The organism is Gemmatimonadaceae bacterium, assembly GCA_019752115.1.
GTDB lineage: Bacteria > Gemmatimonadota > Gemmatimonadetes > Gemmatimonadales > Gemmatimonadaceae > Gemmatimonas.
Window position 1 is genome coordinate 60,274 of the sequence record JAIEMN010000024.1, and the last position, 19,171, is coordinate 79,444.

General features: G+C 67.1%; 15 protein-coding genes. 5 read left to right on the forward strand and 10 right to left on the reverse strand.

Annotated features, from left to right (window positions below; genetic code table 11):
- Position 1 precedes the first annotated feature (1 nt).
- The 4 genes from ppk1 to K2R93_12980 form a co-directional block, all read right to left on the reverse strand.
- Entirely contained in the window at positions 2-2,122 is a 2,121-nt protein-coding gene (gene ppk1, locus K2R93_12965; GenBank protein ID MBY0490746.1) for a polyphosphate kinase 1, read from the reverse strand.
- Positions 2,123-2,132: 10 nt separating this feature from the next.
- A complete protein-coding gene (locus tag K2R93_12970; protein MBY0490747.1) occupies positions 2,133-3,170 on the reverse strand; it encodes an inorganic phosphate transporter in 1,038 nt (345 codons plus the stop codon).
- Between the two features lie 18 nt (positions 3,171-3,188).
- On the reverse strand, positions 3,189-3,800 hold the full coding sequence (locus K2R93_12975) for a DUF47 family protein (GenBank protein ID MBY0490748.1): 612 nt from the start codon (positions 3,798-3,800) through the stop codon (positions 3,189-3,191).
- Between the two features lie 170 nt (positions 3,801-3,970).
- Positions 3,971-4,741 (reverse strand): rhomboid family intramembrane serine protease, encoded by a 771-nt coding sequence (locus K2R93_12980; GenBank protein ID MBY0490749.1) that lies wholly within the window; start codon positions 4,739-4,741, stop codon positions 3,971-3,973.
- Between the two features lie 191 nt (positions 4,742-4,932).
- Between K2R93_12980 and dnaK the strand changes: the two genes are divergently transcribed.
- Both dnaK and K2R93_12990 read left to right on the forward strand, forming a co-directional pair.
- The gene (dnaK, locus tag K2R93_12985; protein MBY0490750.1) at positions 4,933-6,873 is read left to right on the forward strand and encodes a molecular chaperone DnaK; all 1,941 of its coding nucleotides are present in this window, start codon (positions 4,933-4,935) and stop codon (positions 6,871-6,873) included.
- A gap of 183 nt (positions 6,874-7,056) precedes the next feature.
- A complete protein-coding gene (locus tag K2R93_12990) occupies positions 7,057-8,505 on the forward strand; it encodes a trypsin-like peptidase domain-containing protein (protein MBY0490751.1) in 1,449 nt (482 codons plus the stop codon).
- A gap of 88 nt (positions 8,506-8,593) precedes the next feature.
- Here K2R93_12990 and K2R93_12995 read toward each other — a convergent pair whose 3' ends face one another.
- A complete protein-coding gene (locus tag K2R93_12995) occupies positions 8,594-9,166 on the reverse strand; it encodes a porin family protein (protein ID MBY0490752.1) in 573 nt (190 codons plus the stop codon).
- A 219-nt stretch (positions 9,167-9,385) separates the two neighbouring features.
- Here K2R93_12995 and K2R93_13000 point away from each other — a divergent pair, with 219 nt between their 5' ends.
- Entirely contained in the window at positions 9,386-10,846 is a 1,461-nt protein-coding gene (locus K2R93_13000; GenBank protein ID MBY0490753.1) for a DUF839 domain-containing protein, read from the forward strand.
- 11 nt (positions 10,847-10,857) lie between these two features.
- The gene (locus tag K2R93_13005; GenBank protein MBY0490754.1) at positions 10,858-12,705 is read left to right on the forward strand and encodes a hypothetical protein; all 1,848 of its coding nucleotides are present in this window, start codon (positions 10,858-10,860) and stop codon (positions 12,703-12,705) included.
- Positions 12,706-12,711: 6 nt separating this feature from the next.
- On the opposite strand, the gene K2R93_13010 is transcribed toward K2R93_13005, so the two are convergent.
- The 4 genes from K2R93_13010 to K2R93_13025 are packed head-to-tail and all read right to left on the reverse strand — an operon-like array spanning position 12,712 to position 16,385.
- Positions 12,712-13,917 carry a glycosyltransferase family 1 protein gene (locus K2R93_13010; GenBank protein ID MBY0490755.1) on the reverse strand — a complete coding sequence of 402 codons (1,206 nt, stop codon included), beginning with the start codon at positions 13,915-13,917 and terminating at the stop codon, positions 12,712-12,714.
- Positions 13,914-14,660: a DUF2334 domain-containing protein gene (locus K2R93_13015; GenBank protein MBY0490756.1), complete on the reverse strand. Its 747-nt coding sequence runs from the start codon at positions 14,658-14,660 to the stop codon at positions 13,914-13,916. The genes K2R93_13010 and K2R93_13015 overlap by 4 nt, the downstream gene beginning before the upstream one ends.
- A complete protein-coding gene (locus K2R93_13020; protein MBY0490757.1) occupies positions 14,657-15,859 on the reverse strand; it encodes a glycosyltransferase in 1,203 nt (400 codons plus the stop codon). Before K2R93_13020 ends, K2R93_13015 begins: the two co-directional genes overlap by 4 nt.
- Before the next feature lie 10 nt (positions 15,860-15,869).
- The gene (locus K2R93_13025; GenBank protein MBY0490758.1) at positions 15,870-16,385 is read right to left on the reverse strand and encodes a phosphatase PAP2 family protein; all 516 of its coding nucleotides are present in this window, start codon (positions 16,383-16,385) and stop codon (positions 15,870-15,872) included.
- A 91-nt stretch (positions 16,386-16,476) separates the two neighbouring features.
- Between K2R93_13025 and K2R93_13030 the strand changes: the two genes are divergently transcribed.
- Complete coding sequence (locus K2R93_13030; GenBank protein ID MBY0490759.1) at positions 16,477-17,901, forward strand: aminotransferase class I/II-fold pyridoxal phosphate-dependent enzyme; 1,425 nt, start codon at positions 16,477-16,479, stop codon at positions 17,899-17,901.
- A 46-nt stretch (positions 17,902-17,947) separates the two neighbouring features.
- Here K2R93_13030 and K2R93_13035 read toward each other — a convergent pair whose 3' ends face one another.
- Complete coding sequence (locus tag K2R93_13035) at positions 17,948-19,081, reverse strand: hypothetical protein (GenBank protein ID MBY0490760.1); 1,134 nt, start codon at positions 19,079-19,081, stop codon at positions 17,948-17,950.
- Positions 19,082-19,171: the final 90 nt, after the last annotated feature.

A 19,171-nucleotide genomic window follows, 5' to 3' on the forward strand; every position in this document is an offset into this window, starting at 1 on the left:
GTCAGCCGCCGGACTTCTTCTTGCGCTTGGGGCTCGGCGGCGGTTCGTAGCCCCACGGCTGCTTCATGAGGCGCTGCTGGGTCGCGCGAGGCTCCTGATTGCCCGGCGCCCGGCGGGTGTACCGCCCATCGGCGCCAAGCTGCCACGCCTGCCGATTGTCATCGAGACAGGTGGCCAACACCGCCTGCAGCCCCCGATGCAACGTCGGATCATCGATCGGCGCCATGGTCTCGACGCGGCGATCGAAGTTGCGAGGCATCCAGTCGGCCGAGCCGATGTAGTACTCCGGATGCCCGCCATTCGCGAAGTAGGCGATGCGGGAGTGCTCGAGGAAGCGCCCGATGATGCTGATGACCCGAATGTGATCGCTGGTCCCCGGCAGCCCCGGCACGAGACAGCAGATGCCGCGCACGATGAGATCGATCTCGACGCCGGCCTGCGAGGCGCGATACAGGGCGGCGATGACCTCGGGGTCCACCAGCGCATTCATCTTGGCGATGATTCGCCCGCCCCGCCCGGCCTGTGCATGGGCGGTCTCTCGATCGATCAGCTCCAGCACCCGAGCCCGCAGTGACGCCGGCGCCACCGCCAGCCGCCGATAGCGACGCTGCCGCGAGACGCCGGTCAGCGAGTTGAACAGATCGCCAATATCGGCGCACATCTGGGGCTCGCAGGTGAAGAGCCCCATGTCCGTGTAGTGACGCGCCGTCTTGGAGTTGTAGTTGCCCGTGCCAATATGCACGTACCGACGGATGCCATCGGCATCGCGACGGACCACGAGCACGGTCTTGGCGTGCGTCTTGAGTCCCGGCAGTCCGTACGCGACGTGGATGCCGTAGCTTTCCATCGTGCGCGCGAAGGTGATGTTGTTCTGCTCATCGAAGCGCGCCTGCAGCTCGATCAGCACCGCGACCTGCTTGCCGGCTTCGGCGGCTTCGGTGAGCGCCCGCACGATCGCGGTGTCGCCGGAGGTACGATAGAGCGTCAGCTTGATCGCGAGAACATTCGGATCGTTGGCCGCCGCCTCGAGGAAGGCCTCGACTGACGACGTGAACGACTCGTACGGGTGATGGACGAGAATGTCCCGCTCGCGAATGGCCTCGAAGACATTGCGGGCGTCCCGAAACGCCGGCGGCACCGCCGGCGAGTGAGGCGCGTCGCGCAGCTCGGGGATGTCGAGCGTCGCGAGCTGCATCAGGTCACCCAGCTCGAGAAGCTCGTCGAAGTCATGCACATCGCGCGGCCCGAGTGGCGCGACCATCTGCGTTTCGCTCTCGCCCAGCTCCTCGAGCAGCAGCTGCCGCATGGGCTCGGGCATGTCGCGCTGCACCTCCAGCCGTACAACTTCCCCGAAGCGACGCTGGAAGACCTGCTGCTCGATCGTCTCGAGCAGGTCTTCCGGCTGATCGATCTGGCCGAGGTCGAGATCCGAGTAACGCGTGATGCGGAAGGTGTACCAGCGGCGCACCTCCATCCCGGTGAAGAGCGTGTCGAGATGAGCCCCGATCACCTCTTCCAGCGGCACAAAGGCGTGCTCGCGCCCGAAGCTCACCCAGCGCGGCAGCGATCGCGGCACCTTCAGGCGCGCAAAGTGCTCCTTGCCGGTGATGGGATCCCGGATGTCCACCGCGAGGGACAGCGACAGATTCGAGATGTACGGGAAGGGATGCCCGGGATCGACCGCGAGCGGCGTCAGTACCGGGAACACCTGCGACTCGAAGAAGGCGTGCACGCGGTCGCGCTCCTTCTCCGTCAGCGCGTCCATCCCGACAAGCTGAATACCGCGCGCCGCGAGCGCAGGCATCAGCTCCTTGCGGAGCGCCTTGCGGCGGCGATCCAGCAGTTCCCGGACGCGAACCTGAATGGCTTCGAGCTGCTCCGACGGCTGCAGCGGATCGGGGGCGTACTGCGGCGCGCCCCCGTGCACCTTGCGACGCAGCCCGGCCACCCGGACCATGTAGAACTCGTCCAGATTCGTGCTGAAGATCGCCAGGAACTTGAGGCGCTCCAGCAGTGGGACCCGCTCGTCGAGCGCCTCCTCCAGCACGCGCGCATTGAAATCGAGCCACGAGAGCTCGCGGTTCAGATACGGCAGGGCCAGCGACGTCGACGAGCCAACCATCAGGCGCCCATCACAGCGGATTGGTGACGGCGAGGAGCTTGTACGTCAGCGCCGCCATCAGCGCACTCGCCGGAATCGTGATCACCCAGGCCCAGACGATCCGACTGGCGAGCCCCCAGCGCACCGCCGAGAGGCGATTGGTCGCGCCGACACCAACAATGGCACCGGTGATCGTGTGTGTGGTGGACACCGGGATGCCGACGCGCGTCGCCAGCAGAATGACCATCGCGCCACCCGTCTCGGCGCAGAAGCCACCCACCGGGCGCAGCTTGGTGATGCGCGTGCCCATCGTGTGCACGATGCGCCAGCCGCCGAACAGCGTGCCCAGCGAGATCATCGTGTAGGCGCTCAACTCCACCCACACGGGGATCGAGTCGAGTGAGGTGACGTGCAGATGCGAGAGCAGCCCCGTCTGCGAGGCGAACGCCGACTGCGATGCCACCAGCAGGCCCACGATGATGCCCATGGTCTTCTGGGCGTCATTCCCGCCGTGCGCCAGCGAGAGCAACGCCGAACTGGTGAGCTGCGCCACCCGGAAGAACCGTTCGGCCTTCGGGTTCGCGACCTTGTTGAAGATGTTGAGCACCAGGATCATGAGCACAAAGCCCATGAAGGCGCCGAGCGCCGGCGAGACCACGATGGCGGACAGCGTCTCGATCCACTTCTTGCCCCACAGCAGCGCCCCAAAGCCGGCCTTGGCCACGGCGGCCCCGGCGTAGCCGCCGATGAGCGCATGCGAGGAACTGGACGGGATCCCGAACCACCAGGTGATCAGGTTCCAGATGATCGCGCCGAGGAGTCCGCCAAAGATGACGTTGGCGTCGACGACGTTGAGGCTCACGAAACCGGACGCCACCGACTTCGCGACCCCCGATCCCACGAAGAAGAGGGCCGAAAAGTTGAAGACGGCAGCCCAGATGACGGCCGCCAGCGGATTCAGGACGCGCGTCCCGACGATGGTCGCGATCGAATTCGCCGAGTCGTGAAACCCGTTGATGAAATCGAAGACCAGCGCAGTGACGATGATGAAAACGACGAAGGTGACCACAGTGTCGAAGGCGAGGCGTCAGCTGTTCTTGAGCGCGATGCTTTCGAGCACGTTGGACACATCCTCGCACTCGTCGATGGCGTGTTCGAGCGCGTCGAAGATCTCCTTCCACTTGAGCACTTCGATCGCCGGCTCGTCATGTTCGAACAGGGCGCCCACCGCCTGCGCGTAGAGCACGTCGCCCTCTTCCTCGAGCGCCTTCATCGTCTTGCTGTGCTCCATCATCTTGGCGCGCTTGGTCACGTCGCCCACCGACGCCTGAATTTCATGCGCCGCGCGCACGATCACGTCGGCCATCGCCACCCCACCCTGCCGCGGCGACGTCACGCGGAACATCAGGACCCGGCGCGACGCGCCGTTGATGAGGTCGATCACGTTGTCGAGCCGCTTCGCGAGCAGGTGAATGTCTTCGCGGTCCAGCGGCGTCACGAAGCTCGTGTCGATGCGCTGATTGATGGCCACGACGATGGCATCGCCATCAGTCTCGACCTTCTTGATCTGCGGTACGATGCGGGGCGCATCGGCGGGGTTCTCAAAGAGCGTACGCAGCAGACGCGCGGCCTCGCCGATATGCGTGGCGAGCTGACGGAACGCGTCGAAAAAGGACTCGTCTTTGGCGAAGAGCTTCACAAAGGGTTCAGCGAGGGGTCACAAAGGGTCCGGACGGCACCCATCGTCGCTCTATGAAAGCAGGCGAACGCGGAAGTCCGATACCGTGAGCACTGTAACGATCGCGTCACCGGGCGGTGAACGCCATCCGCGCGGCGGTTCGTTACACAGGGCCCCGCGCTGTGAACAGTTCAGCCCCAAACCATTTTCGCGTCGCCCAGCGTCTTGCGCCGCCGCACCAGCTCGGTGTTCTCGAACAGCTTGGCCAGCAGCACGCCGGCCACGAAGCCGCCCACGTGCGCCCAGACGGCCACCCCACCCGAAATCTCCCGCCGCAGGGGCGAGAGCTCGGGGAGCCCCGACACCACCTGGCTGCCGAACCAGAAGATCAGCACACTCCACGCCGGGAGCCGGAAGAGGAAGATCGGCGGGATGTACGTCCGCACATGCACCCGCGGATACATCACCAGGTACGCCCCCATGATCCCCGAGATGGCCCCCGAGGCCCCCACCGTCGGCACCGGGGAGCCCGGATCCACCGCCAGATGCGCCATCGCCGCCAGCACACCGGTGAGCAGGTAGAAGCCAAGGAAACGCCCCCGCCCCATGCTGTCTTCGACGTTGTTGCCGAAGACCCAGAGGTAGAGCGAGTTCCCGATCAGGTGCGTCCAGCTGCCGTGCAGAAAGATCGAAATGATCGGGGTGAACCAGTTGATCGTCTGGTTGTCCACCACGCACGCCAGCGGCTGGCCGTCGATCACCCCCAGCGGCACCCCCAGTCCGAGCGGGGCCTGCCGGCTCACCTCCCCCGGCACGAACCCGAGGTCGCAGACGCTCACCGCCAGACGGAACGGGTCGCCGGCCCCCTGGACCAGGAGCCAGACGGCCCAGGTGACCACCAGTATGGCCACCGTCATGACCGGCGTCCGCAGCGTTGGATTGTCGTCGGAGACAGGAAACATGGCACTCGCCTTGGGTCAAAATGGCAGTCTGCCGGTTGGGCAGGCTGATCACCCCTGCATTCCCTACCATCTACGCCGGAGCGGCAGGGGAAGTTCGGCCCGTCCCTTGCCTTTTCCACTCACGAGTAACCCCGCGGCGGCGTCCGGCCGTCCGCGCTCCTTACCCGCAGGACCTCCCACACGAGATCCCCATGGCTGAAAAAGTTATCGGCATCGACCTCGGCACGACCAACTCCGTCGTGGCCGTTCTGGAAGGTGGCGATCCGGTCGTGATTCCGAACGCCGAGGGCGGCCGCACCACGCCGTCCGTCGTCGGCTTTACCAAGGATGGCGAGCGCCTCGTTGGCCAGATCGCCAAGCGTCAGGCCGTCACCAACCCCCAGAACACCATCTTCTCCATCAAGCGCTTCATGGGCCGCCGGGTCTCCGAAGCGAAGGATGAGCAGGGGCGCGTCCCCTACAAGATCGTGGCCGGCCCGAACGACGTGGCCGCGGTGGAAGTCGGCGGCAAGCGCTACACGCCGCCCGAGATCTCGGCCATGGTCCTGCAGAAGATGAAGCAGACCGCCGAGGACTACCTCGGCCACCCGGTCACCAAGGCCGTGGTCACGGTCCCCGCGTACTTCAACGACGCCCAGCGCCAGGCCACCAAGGACGCCGGCAAGATCGCCGGCCTCGAGGTGCTCCGCATCGTGAACGAGCCCACGGCGGCGGCCCTCGCCTATGGCCTCGACAAGAACAAGAAGACCGACGAAAAGGTCGCCGTGTTCGACCTCGGCGGCGGCACGTACGACATCTCCATCCTGGAGCTGTACGACGTCGATGGCACGCGCCAGTTCGAAGTGAAGGCCACCAACGGCGACACCCACCTCGGTGGTGACGACTTCGACCAGCGCGTCATGGACTGGCTCGTGGCCGAGTTCAAGCGCGATCAGGGCATCGACCTCTCGAAGGATCCGATGGCCATCCAGCGCCTCAAGGAAGCCGGCGAAAAGGCCAAGATGGAGCTGTCGAGCGCGAGCACGACGGACATCAACCTGCCCTTCATCACCGCCGACCAGACGGGCCCGAAGCACCTCAACTACACGCTGACGCGCGCCAAGTTTGAGCAGCTGGTGGACGACCTCGTCCAGCGGACGCTCGAGCCCATGAAGCAGGCGCTCAAGGATGCCGGCATGCAGCCGAGCGACATCGACGAGGTCATCCTCGTCGGCGGCTCGACGCGCATCCCGAAGATCCAGGAAGTCGTGAAGACCTTCTTCGGGAAGGAGCCCAACAAGGGCGTGAACCCCGACGAAGTCGTGGCCGTCGGCGCCGCCATCCAGGGCGCCGTGCTCACCGGCGAGCAGAAGGACGTCCTCCTGCTCGACGTGACGCCGCTCTCGCTCGGCATCGAGACGCTCGGTGGCGTGATGACGGTGCTCATCCCGCGCAACACGACCATCCCGACGAAGAAGGCGGAGACGTTCTCCACCGCCGACGACAACCAGAGCACGGTGGAGATCCACGTGCTGCAGGGCGAGCGCGATCTGGCGGTCTATAACCGCACGATCGGCAAGTTCCAGCTGTCGGGCATCCCACCCGCTCCGCGCGGCATGCCGCAGGTCGAGGTCACGTTCGACATCGACGCCAACGGCATCCTGCATGTGACGGCGCGCGACAAGGCGACGGGCAAGGAACAGAAGATCCGGATCGAAGCGTCGAGCGGCCTGTCGGACAACGAGATCGACCGCATGGTCAAGGACGCGGAAAAGAACGCGGCCGAAGACAAGAAGCGTCGCGAGGAGATCGACACCCGCAACCGTCTCGACTCGCAGACGTACGAAGTCGAGAAGAACGTGAAGGAGTGGGGCGACAAGGTCGCCGCCCCCCTCAAGGAGCGGATCGACGCCGCCGTGGAGCGCGCCCGCAAGGCGCTGCGCGGTGACGACATGAACGAGATCCGCGCCGCGCAGGAAGAGCTGAGCAAGGCCTACAGCGAGGCCGGCCAGGCCTTCTACCAGCAGCAGGCGGCGCAGGACGCCCCGGCTGAGGGTGGGGCCCCGGCGGGCGACGCCGGCCCGTCGGCGGGCGCCGGCAAGCCGGACGACGTGGTCGAAGCCGATTACGAAATCGTCGACGACAAGAAGTAAGGCCTCTGGACACACGCCGAGCCCCGCCGGAAACTCCTGGCGGGGCTTTGGTGTCTGACTGTGGCGCAGGACGGGTCCCGACACATCAACGAGTCACGAACCATGGCTGCTCGATTCTCTCGCTTCCGTTTTGCCTCTGCCGCCGTCCTTTGCTTCGGCGCAGGCGTGTTGTTCGCGTCCGGCATGGACTGGACGAAGATCAGCTGGGCGCAGAGCCCCACCTCGCCGCGCGCGAATGTCATTGGTCGCGGGCCGGCTGGGCCGGAGGGGAACGCCTCCTTTGCCGACATCGCCGAGCGCGTGACGCCGGCGGTCGTCGCCGTGAACACCACCAAGTCCTACAAGCCCCGCGCGCAGATCCGCGGCCGCGTCCCGCAGGGGATGGAGGACTTCCTCGACCAGTTCGGCGGCCAGCAGCCGCGCCAGTCGCGTGGCGAAGGCTCCGGCTTCATCCTCTCGGCTGACGGCTACATCGTCACCAACAATCACGTGGTGGCCGATGCCGACCAGGTTTCGATCACCCTGAGCGACGGCCGCACCTTCCGCGCGAAGGTCATCGGCACCGACTCCACGACCGACGTGGCCGTGGTGAAGATCGACGCCAAGGGGCTCCCGACGCTGACGACCGGCGACGACGAGCGCACGCGCATCGGTGAGTGGGTTCTCGCCGTGGGCAACCCGCTCGGCCTCGACTTCACGGTCACCGCCGGCATCATCTCGGCCAAGGGCCGCGGCTCGGAGATTCAGCTGCCGAACGCCGGCAACTTCACGATCTCCGACTTCATCCAGACCGACGCCGTGATCAACCCGGGGAACTCGGGTGGCCCGCTGATCAACCTGCGCGGTGAAGTGATCGGCCTGAACAGCGCGATCATGTCGCAGACCGGCTTCTACTCGGGCTACGGCTTCGCGATTCCGATCACGCTGGTGAAGAGCGTGGCCGATGACCTGATCAAGGAAGGGCGCGTGCGCATCCCGGTGATCGGCGTCTCGGTCGGGCGCATCGATCCGGAAGATGCCGGCATCAACGGTCTCTCGAAGGTGGCCGGTGTGAAGGTCGGCGGCTTCAATCCGCCCGATGGCGGCCCGGCGAAGGCGGCGGGCATCGAAGTCGGCGACGTGATCATCTCCGTGGACAACAAGCCGATCGATCGCGTCAGCGCGCTGCAGCGCATCGTGCGCTCGCACAAGGTGGGCGAGATCGTGCCGGTCGAGGTGATGCGCTTCGGCACCAAGAAGAGCTTCAAGGTGAAGCTCGCCGAGGCCGATCCGACCGGTGTGGTGGCGGCGGTCAATCCGAACGTCGATCGCCCGGGCACGGCCCCGGCGGCCGGCAAGCTCGGGTTGTCGGTGGAGCCGCTCCCCGCGGAGGTCGCGGATCGCCTCAAGACGGGCGGCCGCGGCGTGCGGGTAGCCGAGGTGAACGAAGACGGCCCAGCGCGCGACAAGATCGCCGCCGGGAGCGACGTGATCCTCGAGCTGCGCTACCCCACCCGCAAGGACATCCGCAGCGTGGGCGACCTGCAGGCCGCGCTGAGCGGGCTCAAGGAAGGCGACTACGTGAGCCTGCTGGTGCAGAGCATGGACCCGCGGCTGGGGCAGCGGATTGTGAACCTGCGAATCGGCGGCTAACCCGCCTATTCACTCGAAACCCCATCCCGGTACCCAAACCCCGAACCGATCGGTTCGGGGTTTGGGTACCGGGATGGGGTTTCGAGCTTTAGCGGCCGAGTGGGTAGATACTTACCCCCACATTCACCCGCGTCTGCGTGCTGGTGTACGTCCCCGCGGGCGCGTTGGTGCTGAGCTGGTTGGCCCGCGTCAGGTTGCCGTAGGTCCAGAGCGCGGTGCCATTCAGCGCGATATGCGGCGTGACAAAGAGCTGCACGCCGGCACCGCCGGTGGGGGCGATGCTCTTGAAGTCGGTGCCCTTGGAGGCCGAGCGGCCGGTGGCGCCTCCGGTGGCGTAGAGCTGGAAGGGCGACCCGCTGCCCAGCAGGGTGAGGCGTGCGAGCGCGTCGTACTGGGTGAGGGTGACATCGGCGGCATCGCGGGTGAGCACACTGCGATCGAAGTTCGCCAGCACCGCCCAGCGGGATCCGGCCAGCCCGGCGTGCAGGCCAAAGCCGCTGCCGAACTTGAGGTCATTGGCGGCGTCCTTCACGCTCACCGAGCTGCCGGAATACTGAATGCCCACGAAGGGCCCGGCCTGCGCCTGGGCCACGGGCGCTCCGGCCACCGAGAGCGCCAGGCCGACCGCAAGCCGGCTCCACGTCGGGTGTGTTCGCTGCATCGCGCTGCTCCTTGGTCAAAGTGGTGGGCTCTTATACCCGCGCGGGTTCCATCGGACGCCGCGCCCCTGTGTCGGGGGTCACGGATCGCGTGTCATGCGTTCGTGTCTCGGGCGTGACCAGCCAGTGACCGGCGCGTCGCCGTTCAACAACAATCGGGAGCGTTTTTCTCGCGTTCGGTGCGGTGTCCCGCATCGACGCGAACCTCAAATCCGCCCCTCATGCGTATCCCTGCTCTCCGTCTCGCCCTGCTGCCGCTCGGCATCAGTGCGGCCCTGCTCGCCGGTTGCGGCTCCGACGATGCGACCGCCGTCACGCCCGTGCCGGCGACCCCGCTCACGAACCAGTCCGTCACGCCCGCCCTGCTCACCCCGCTCGTGTCGGGCGTGGATGTCTACAGCCTCATCAGCAGCGACGACGTGATCGCGGGCTCCCCGGGCTTCGTGTTCGGCGGATCCGCCGACGGCGCGGGTTTCCTCCGGAATACGGATGGCACCTTCACGCTCCTCACCAATCACGAGGACAACTTCGCCGTGTCGCGCGTGAAGTTCGATGCGTCGCTCAAACCCATCGCCGGCGACTACCTGATCAACTCCACGTTCGGCAAGTATCGCCTCTGCTCGGCCACGCTTGTGACGCCGGAAGTCCATGGGTTCGGGCCGCTTTACCTCACGAACGGCGAAAGCAGCGAAGAGTCGGAAATCCTCGCCATTTCGCCGACTGCGACGGCCAACACGCCCAAGTACGTGTCGGCGTTCGGTCGCTTCAACACCGAAAACTCGGTGCCGCTGACCAAGGATGCCTTCCCGGGCAAGACGGTCGTGATGATCGGCGACGACGATTCCGGCGCCGAAGGTGGCCAGGTGGCCATGTACCTCACGAACACCGTGGGCGATCTCGACAATGGCAGTCTCTATGTCCTCGCGCGCACCGACAACAACGTGCGTGAGCGCGACATGGTCGTCGGCCAGAGCTACCCGGTCGAGTTCCGCCAGATCCAGAACCAGAAGTCCCTCACCGGTCGCCAGATCAATCTGGCCGGCGCGACGCTGAACGCGATGCGCTTCGGTCGCGTCGAGGATATCGACTATCGCAAGGGATCGGCAGCGAACAATCGCGAGATCTACTTCAACGTGACCGGCCAGAACAACGCCGGCGTGAACGCCGATTACAGCCGCACCAAGTACGGCCGCACCTATCGCGTGACGCTCAACGCCAATGACCCGCTCAAGGGGACACTGGAAGTCATCGCCGACGGGGATGATCGCAACGGCCCGGCCAAGCTCTTCCAGAACCCCGACAACATCTTCGTGGGCGAGAACTACGTCTACATCCAGGAAGACGACAACGGCTACGACGACGAGACGCACGACGGCTACATCTACCAGTACAACATCGCCACCAAGGAGATCCGACCGGTGTTGGTCCTCGACCACCGTCGGGACAAGTCCGATGCCGCGCTCTACAACGCCGTTGGCGCTCGGCCGGCCGGCAAGGCGGGGTGGGAGTATGGCGCCATGATCGACGTGTCGGCCCAGCTCGGTCAGACGAATACGTTCATCATCTCGCTCCAGCCGCACTCGTGGCAGGGCGCGAAGTATCGTGGGGTGGATGGCGGTACGGTGCGCCCCAGCGAACAGCAGGCCAGCATGATGGTGGTCGTCAAGGGGCTGCCACGTTGATGCCTTGGCGTGTGACCACCGTCGCGGCCTGTTGTGCCGCGGCGGTGGTGGTGGGAGCGTGCGGCGGTCGGGCGACGCGTGAGGACACGGAGCGCCCAGCCTCCGGTGGGGCCGCGGCGCGCACGCTCGCGGTGTGGCGCGCGGAGGTTGATACCCTCACCATGGACGTCGCGCGGCTCGATTCGCTGATCGGGGCGCTTCGCCACGAGTCCGAGCTCGCGGTGGTCCAGCAGGCGTTCCGCGACGCGCGCCTCCGCTTCAAGCGCGCGGAAGTCGTGCTCGAGTACTACGCGCCAACCACGACCCGCTCGATCAATGGCCCCCCGGTGCCTGAGGTCGAGGAAACGGAAGGCCCGGAGGTGGTACTGGCCCCGTCAGGGTTACAGGTCATCGGCGCCCTGCTGTTCGGCGAGCACGCCGTGGCGGACCAGGCGACACTCGCGTCTGAAGTCGCCACGCTGCGTGCGCATCTCGCACGCGCCCGCACCATGCTCGCGGCGCAGGAGACCACCGATGCGCACGTGTGGGACGCGGCGCGTCTGGAGCTCTCGCGTCTCCTCACGCTGGGGCTCGCTGGTTTTGACGCGGCCACACCGGAAGACGCCCTCCCCGAGACGCGCGCGGCACTCGATGGCATCGCCCGCACGCTCGCGCCGTATCAGGTCGCCGATGCGCCGTGGCTTCGACTGACCCGTGCGTTGGCCACCGCCGATTCGACGCTCGCGACGGGCGAACCCACGACCGCGTTCAACCATCTTGCCTTCATCAGCACCGCCGGACGCACGCTGGCGCAGGCGCTGGTAAGCACCCGAGCGGCGCTGCACATCGGCACGCCGGCCGAACGCCGGGCATTCCGCATGACGGCCGCCTCGGTCTTCGACGCCGATGCCGTCGATCCCGATGGCTTTGCGCCACTCGGGCTCGATCACGCGCCACCGGCGCGGGTGTCACTTGGACGGACGCTCTTTGCCGATGGTCGCCTGAGCGCCGGCGGCGCGCGCTCGTGTATCAGCTGCCACAATCCAGCCACCGCGTTCACCGATGGCGTGCCGACGCCCACCGCGCTCGATGGTGCACGGCTGGCGCGCAACACGCCGACGGTGCTCAACGCCGGCCTGCAGGTTGGGCAATTCGCGGATCTGCGGACGACGTACCTGGAAGATCAGGTGACCGAGGTGGTGCAGAACCCACAGGAAATGCACGGGAGTCTGGAGGGCGCGGCCGCCCTGCTCCGGCGTGACACCGCCATGGTCGCGCAGTTCCGTGCGGCATTCCCCTCGGCGCCGGCAGCCGATTCGGTCATTTCACCGCTTCGCATCCGTCAGGCGGTGGCGGCGTACATCAGAAGTCTCTCTCGCCTGAACGCCCCGGCGGACCAGGCCCTGCGTGGGGACACCTTGGCGCTCACCGCGAACGAACGGGCCGGCTTCAACCTGTTCATGGGCAAGGCCCGCTGCGCGACCTGCCACTTTGTGCCGCTCACCAATGGAACGGTGCCGCCGATGTACCAGCGAAGCGAGCTCGAAGTGCTGGGCGTACCCGCGCGCGATCTGCCGCGTGGCGCGCGTATCGACCCGGACCGTGGTCGCCACGCGCTGTCCCGCGCCGAACCGCACCGCTACGCGTTTCGCACCCCCACACTGCGCAATGTGGCGCTGACCGCGCCGTACATGCACAACGGCGCGTTCCGTACGCTCGATGCGGTCATCGACTTCTACAATCGCGGCGGCGGCGCCGGTGTGGGCATTGCCTTGCCCAATCAGACGCTGCCAGCTACGCCGCTCCATCTCAGCCTGAGGGAGCGCGCGCAGCTCAAGGCGTTTCTCGGGGCGCTGACCGATACCACCGGGCTGCGCTGACGTCGGTCAGCGCAGCCCCTGCACGGCGCGATAGGCTGTGAAGAGCTTGGCCCACACCGCGTCCCAATCGCGCGTGGCGGCGGCCACCAACGCCTCTTCCCGCGCACGTTGCACCAGGGCCCGGTCGTCGATCAGTCGGACCAGCAGCGCGGCAAAGGCCGCGGCGCGACCGGGCGGCACGAGCCATCCACCGCCCTGCGCCAGCACCTCGCGCGTTGGGCCCACGTCTGCACCAAGGACCGGAAGCCCGGAGGCCATGGCTTCGAGCATCACATTGCCGAACGTATCGGTGGTGCTCGGAAAGAGAAACACATCTCCCGCCGCATAGGCCTCCTGCAACGGCTGCCCTTCGAGCCGCCCCGCGAAGTGCACGCAGTCGGGCGCCATTGCCCGCGCATCGGCTTCACCCGGTCCGTCTCCCACCACGAGCATGCGGATCTGGGCCGGCCGCTGTTCGGCGGCGAGACGCACCGCATCGAGCGCTACGTCCAATCCCTTCTCGGCGGCAAGCCGACCGACATACGTGACGAGCAGGGTGTCGTCCCACGCGCCCGCACGCGCCCGCCACACCGGTTTGCGATGCCGGGGCGAGAAGCGCTGACTGTCCACGCCGCGCGACCACACCGCACAGCGCGTGAATCCATGCGCCTGCAGGTCATCCACCGACGCCTGCGTCGGACAGAACGTCCCCATCGCCGCGGCGTGGAACCACCGCAGGTACTGCCAGCCCGGTCGCGAGAGGGCGCCCAAGCGATAGTGCTTGGCGTACGCCGTAAAGTTCGTGTGATAGCTCGACACGATCGGCACGCCGAGCGCACGGGCGGCCTTCCGGCCCGCGAGCCCCATGCCGAATTCGGTCGCGAGATGCACCAACGTCGGCTTGAAGTCCGCGAGCGCGCTGCTGGTGGCGTTGGCCGAGGGCCACGCCAGCCGAAGCTGCGGATAGGCCCAGAACGCACGCGACGGGAATCGTGTGACGCCGGGCTCGGCCACCGCCGCCGGATCGTCCGCCGTGAACACGCGCGCCGTTCCGCCGTGGGCCTCGAGCGCCTGCACCAACCGATCAAGGGTGCGGGCCACCCCGTTGACCTGCGGCCGGAACGTCTCGGTAAAGATCGCGAGCCGCACGTCGGACATATCGGGCACCGTGTAGGCCAGATCGCCGGACCCCTGGCGTCGGCGTCCCACGTCTCGGAGCGGAAGACTCGTCATGCACGCACCTCGGCATATTGCGACGGCGCGCCGGCCTCGCCCCACCGCGCGATGCTGGTGAGTGCGGACCGGGCGGTGATGGGATGTGAAAGGTCCTGCGGATGCAGTGCCAGTCGCACGAGCGGGGTGCGCGAGGCATTGAGCCAGTGCCAGCCCACCGCCACGCGCGACAGATGCGCACGCACCGTGGTGCGACCGCTCCAGCGCACGGCCGGCGCGGCCAGCGCCACCGAGCGATCGCCATCGTGCACATAGACGTGCCCCGCGTCTTCGCTGAAGGCCAGCCCCGTCTCGCGGACGACCTCGTGCGTCCCCTCGTGCGCCAGCCAGGCTGGTGGCACGAAGCCCACCGGACGCAGCCCAAGCGCCCAGAGATACAGCACCCCGCGTCGAATGCGCGTGCGCGCGGACCATCGGTCGAGCGTCAGGAACTCGCCCTCGGCGGCCGTGCGCCCGACGGCGCGGAAGTGATCGCGAAGGCCGCGAGGCGATCCGACTTCATCGTGCCGCTCGCCGTGCAAGAACACCTCGGCGCCGTCAGCGGCCCGTTCACGGATCCACTCGACAAAGGCGTCGGCCTGCGCGAGTGGCCACTGGCCGTGCCAGTTCGGCACGACAAACAGCGCCGGGATGAACCCCGCGTCGCGACAGGCGCTCCACAGCCGCTGGACGGCCAGCGCATGCGGCGGCGCCACGTCGTGGATGGACGCCAGCACCCGCGGTTCCTGGCGAGCCGCCTTCATGTGCGGACCACGTCGCGATAGACGGTAAACAGCCGATCCAGCACGATTGGCCAGGCGTGGTGGCGTTCGGCGAAGATGCGCCCACGCGCCGCGAGTACGGCATGGTCCTGCCCCAAAAGCGCAATGGCGGCCGCGATGAGCGCGTCCACGCGCTCAGACTCGAACGCGAGCCCCGCGCCGCTGGCCTGCACCTGTTCGGCGACACCGCCACGATCGGCCGTGAGCACCGGGGTCCCACAGGCCAGCGCCTCGAGCGCGGCCAGACCGAAGGTCTCCACCGGGCTCGGCGCAACCATGACATCCAGCGCGGCCACCAGTCGCGCCACCTGCGCGCGGTCGGTTTGGAATGGCAGAAAGTGGACGCGCGAGGCGTAGGGATGCGCGCGCAGCTGCTCTTCTTCCGGACCGGTGCCGATCAGGACCAGACGCGCGCCGCTGACACGCTCCACCTCGGCCCAGGCATCGAGCACGAGCGACAGCGACTTTTCGGCGGCGAAACGGCCGAGGTAGCCGACCAGCGGTGCATCGGGAAGCTTCCACTGTCGACGGATATCCGAGGCGTTGGCGCGCAAGGTCGGCGTAAAGCGTTCGGTGTCCACGCCAAGCGGAATATCGACGATCCGCGTGACACCGGCCGCCTCGAGTTCACCACGCGCCGAGCGCGAGGCGACAATGGTGATGGCCGCGAGATCATTGAGGCGACGCAGATAGGCGCGCGTCGCCCGCCCGGCGAACCCACCGATGCGCGGCGCCCCGTGCAGCGTGCGATCGATCAGGCCGCTGACGTTCGTGTGGTGAAAACACACGATGGGCACGTCCATGCGGCGCGAGACCGGCGCGATGATCCAGGGGACGACGAACGGACTGCCGACTTCAATGACGTCGGGACGCTCGTGGCGCACGATGTGGGCGAGTGAGCGCGTGGCCAGCATGAAGCGGTACGGGCGATGCCGCGGAATACGCGGCCCCCGAAGCCGATACCGACGAACGCCCGGCTCATCGTCCACGGCGTCGCGCTCGCCGGGCACGACGACGACATGGCGCAGCTCGTCGCGCGCGGAGACGTACGCCGCCTTCTCATCGAGATAGGTGCGAATACCGCCGCTAGTCTCCCCGTACCACTCGGTGACATCGAGTACGCCAAGCGCTGCCTCGCCGCGAATGCGCGGGGGTAGCGCTCTCAGGTCAAAGCCGGTCATTCCACCGCGCTCATCCGAGCAGCGGATAGGCCGTCAGCAATGCGATGGCCTGCCCCACCAGCACGTCGCCGGGGTAGTGGACGCCGAGGACCACCCGCGAGAAGCCCACCAGCCAGGCCGCGAGCAGCAGGGGCATCGAAAGCGCGGGGAAGGCTGATGCGAAGCCCACAGCGACGGCCATCGCCGCGCAGGCGTGTCCGCTCGGGAACGAAAAACGGTCCGGGACCTCGACGAGGCTCGGGAACGCCTCCCCGTCCACCGGACGCGGGCGCCCGACGGTGCGCTTCACGATCTGTACGACCGCGTGGGACACCCCGAGGAGCAGCAAGGCCCGCCAGGCCACCAGGAGCGAGACGGAGGGCCAGGCCACCGAGCCGAGACACAAGCCGATACTCGCGCGGGCGCCTCCGGCATGGGTGATGGCGCGCCAGAAGACTCGAGCCGCGACGCTCCCTGAGGGACGCAGCGTGCACCGGGAGAACAGCGCGCGATCGCGCGCATCCAGACGACGGAGCCAGGTAGTCATGGACAGCAAAGCTCCCCCATTCCGGTGACGAACCGATGGCGAAACGGCGACGGGGAGGTCACGGAGCGGTTTCGGATTGATAGAATTGTCCATGCCCTCCCCCCTCCAACTCTCCCGGGCCGAGATGCAGGCCCTTGGTGACCGCGCGCTGCAGATGGTCATGGACCGTCATGAGCAGGTGCGCACGATGCACACCACCCAGAGCATCACCCGGGCCGAGGCCGAGCGGCTGCTGCATGCGCCGCTCAACGAGGCGCCGGAGCCGGTGGAGTCGCTCCTGGCAACGCTCGCGCGCGATGTCTTCCCGAACAGCTTCAAGGCCGATCATCCGCGCTTCTACGCGTTCGTGCCCAGTCCGTCGAACTTCGTGAGCGCCGTGGGCGACTTCCTCATGAGCGGCCACAACGTGTTCAGTGGTCATTGGCTCGCGTCGAGTGCGGCCTCGCAGATCGAGCTCACCGTGCTCGACTGGCTGCGGGGCGCCTGCGGCCTCCCCGCCGAGGCGAGCGGCATTTTTCTGAGCGGTGGCTCGATGGCCAACCTGTCGGCCATCGTGGTCGCGCGAGAAACCCGGCTCGGGGGGCATGACCCGAACGCCGTGGTGTACTACTCCGACCAGACGCATTCGTCGATGTCGAAGGGGCTGCGGGTACTCGGGTTCGCCAAGCATCAGCGGCGGGCCGTCGCGACCGACACCTCGTACCGACTCGATCTCCCGACGCTCGCCGCCGCAGTCGCCGAGGACCGTGCAAACGGCCGGCGCCCGTTCTGCGTCGTGGCCAATGCCGGCACCACCAACACTGGGGCGATCGATCCGCTGCCGGCACTCGCCGACTTCTGTGCCCGAGAATCGCTGTGGCTGCACGTGGACGGGGCGTACGGCGCGGCCGCCGTCCTGCATCCGCGCGGCGCCGAGGCCCTCCGCGGGCTGGACCGCGCCGACTCGATCACACTCGATCCGCACAAGTGGCTCTTCCAGCCGTTCGAGATCGGTTGCCTGCTGGTGCGCGATGCCCGCCTCATGCAGCAGACGTTTCGCGTGGAGGAGGACGATCATGCCGACTATCTCGCCGACGTCTCGCGCCACATTCAGCACGATGTGAACTTCTTCGAGCGCGGCATTCAGCTCACGCGCTCGTTCAAAGCGCTCAAGCTGTGGCTGTCGATGCGCACCTTTGGCCTGGCGGCGTTCCGCGACGCCATTCAGGTGGGCTTTGATCTGGCCGACTTCGCGCAGGAATGGCTCATCGCGAGCGGGCACTGGGAGATCGTCACACCGTCGCAAATGGGGATCGTCACGTTCCGCTGGAAACAGCCGGGGTTGAGTGATGCGGAGACCGATGCGCTCACGGCGCGTACCGTGGACCGCCTGCGTGAGGATGGCTACGCCACGGTCATGAGTACGGTGCTGCGCGGACGCCCCGCCCTGCGACTCTGCCCCATTCATCCGGCGGCCACGACGTCGGAGATGGCGGCCACCCTCGAACGACTGACGCGCTTCGCCCAGCAAGGCTGAGCGAAGCGCGTCGGGCGCATCAGGTCTCGGACCCCTTTCGGGCCCTTTACGGCACGAAGACCTGCTTCCAGCTGAACACCGTCGGCGACGTCGGATCGATCGTCAGCTTGAGCCAATCAATGTCGGCTTCGATGCTGCGGTCCACCGTGAGCTGCGTGATGTTCGGAACCGGCGTGAGCCCGTAGAGCGAGAACCAGGGCACCCCGACATCCACCCGGAAGTCGTGACTATCGCCGCAGACGATGAGCACGGGCTTCCCGAAGCGCGTGGCCAGCGCGGCGAGGCGAGTCAGGAAAGCGAGGTGGGCGTCGAACTTGGCGCCACCGGCGCGATCGCTCGGATGCCACATGTCCGCCTGCAGGAAGAGGACCACGCCCTTCGCCCGCTCCTCCTGCGCCTCGTCAAACAGGCGATCGAGCCATTTGATGTTGGCCGCGTTCCGCGCGAGGTACTCGGCCTCACGCGAGGCACCCTCCGCCGCGGTCTCGGGCTTGGGCACGGTGACGAGCGGATTCAGCGACGTGGTATCCTTGCGGTCGCCGAACCACGGATCACGCCCATTGTTCGAGCCGATCACATGGAAGGTGGCAAGGACCACCTGCGCCGCCTCCCAGGTCACGTTCTCCGGATAACCCCTCTGGGCCTTCACGCGCACCGGATTGGCCCCAAGCGTGCGCCTCGGCTCCGCAAAGAACAGCTGGCGAACCTTGGCGAGCCGGTTGAGCGGATTATAGCCACCGTTGTTGGCGCGGTGACAATCGGTCCACTCGTTGTCGCCGGGTGTGTAGATCAGCGGATCGGTGAAGGTGGCAAAGCTTGCCGCGATCTGCTGGAACCATGTGTCGGAGCAGAGCGTGCTGCCGGACTTGATGTCGCCGATGTGTACGGCCCGACGCACGTCGGGGTCGGCGTTGATGGAGTTGATGAGAGTGGGAAACACCGACAACGCGGAGGGCGTCCGCGGCTCGTACGGGACGTCGCCGATCACGGCGTACGACACCGGTGCGTTCTCGGCGTCATCCTGATCGTCACGGTCGGCAGAGCTCCGATCGGCCGAGGCCGTCGATGGGAGGACGCTCGCCGGCGACGCCTGGGTCGGGCTCAGGGTGTCGGGCATGCAGCTGGCACCGAACACGCACAGCGCGACGGTGAGCCACGAGCGGGTGGAGAGTCGGGTCATGGGCTGGACTGGGAGAGAGGGCAAGGGCGGGACCCCATACCTTCACTCGTTCGGCAACAGCGGTGTCACGGCGCGGTGTCGAATGGGCAT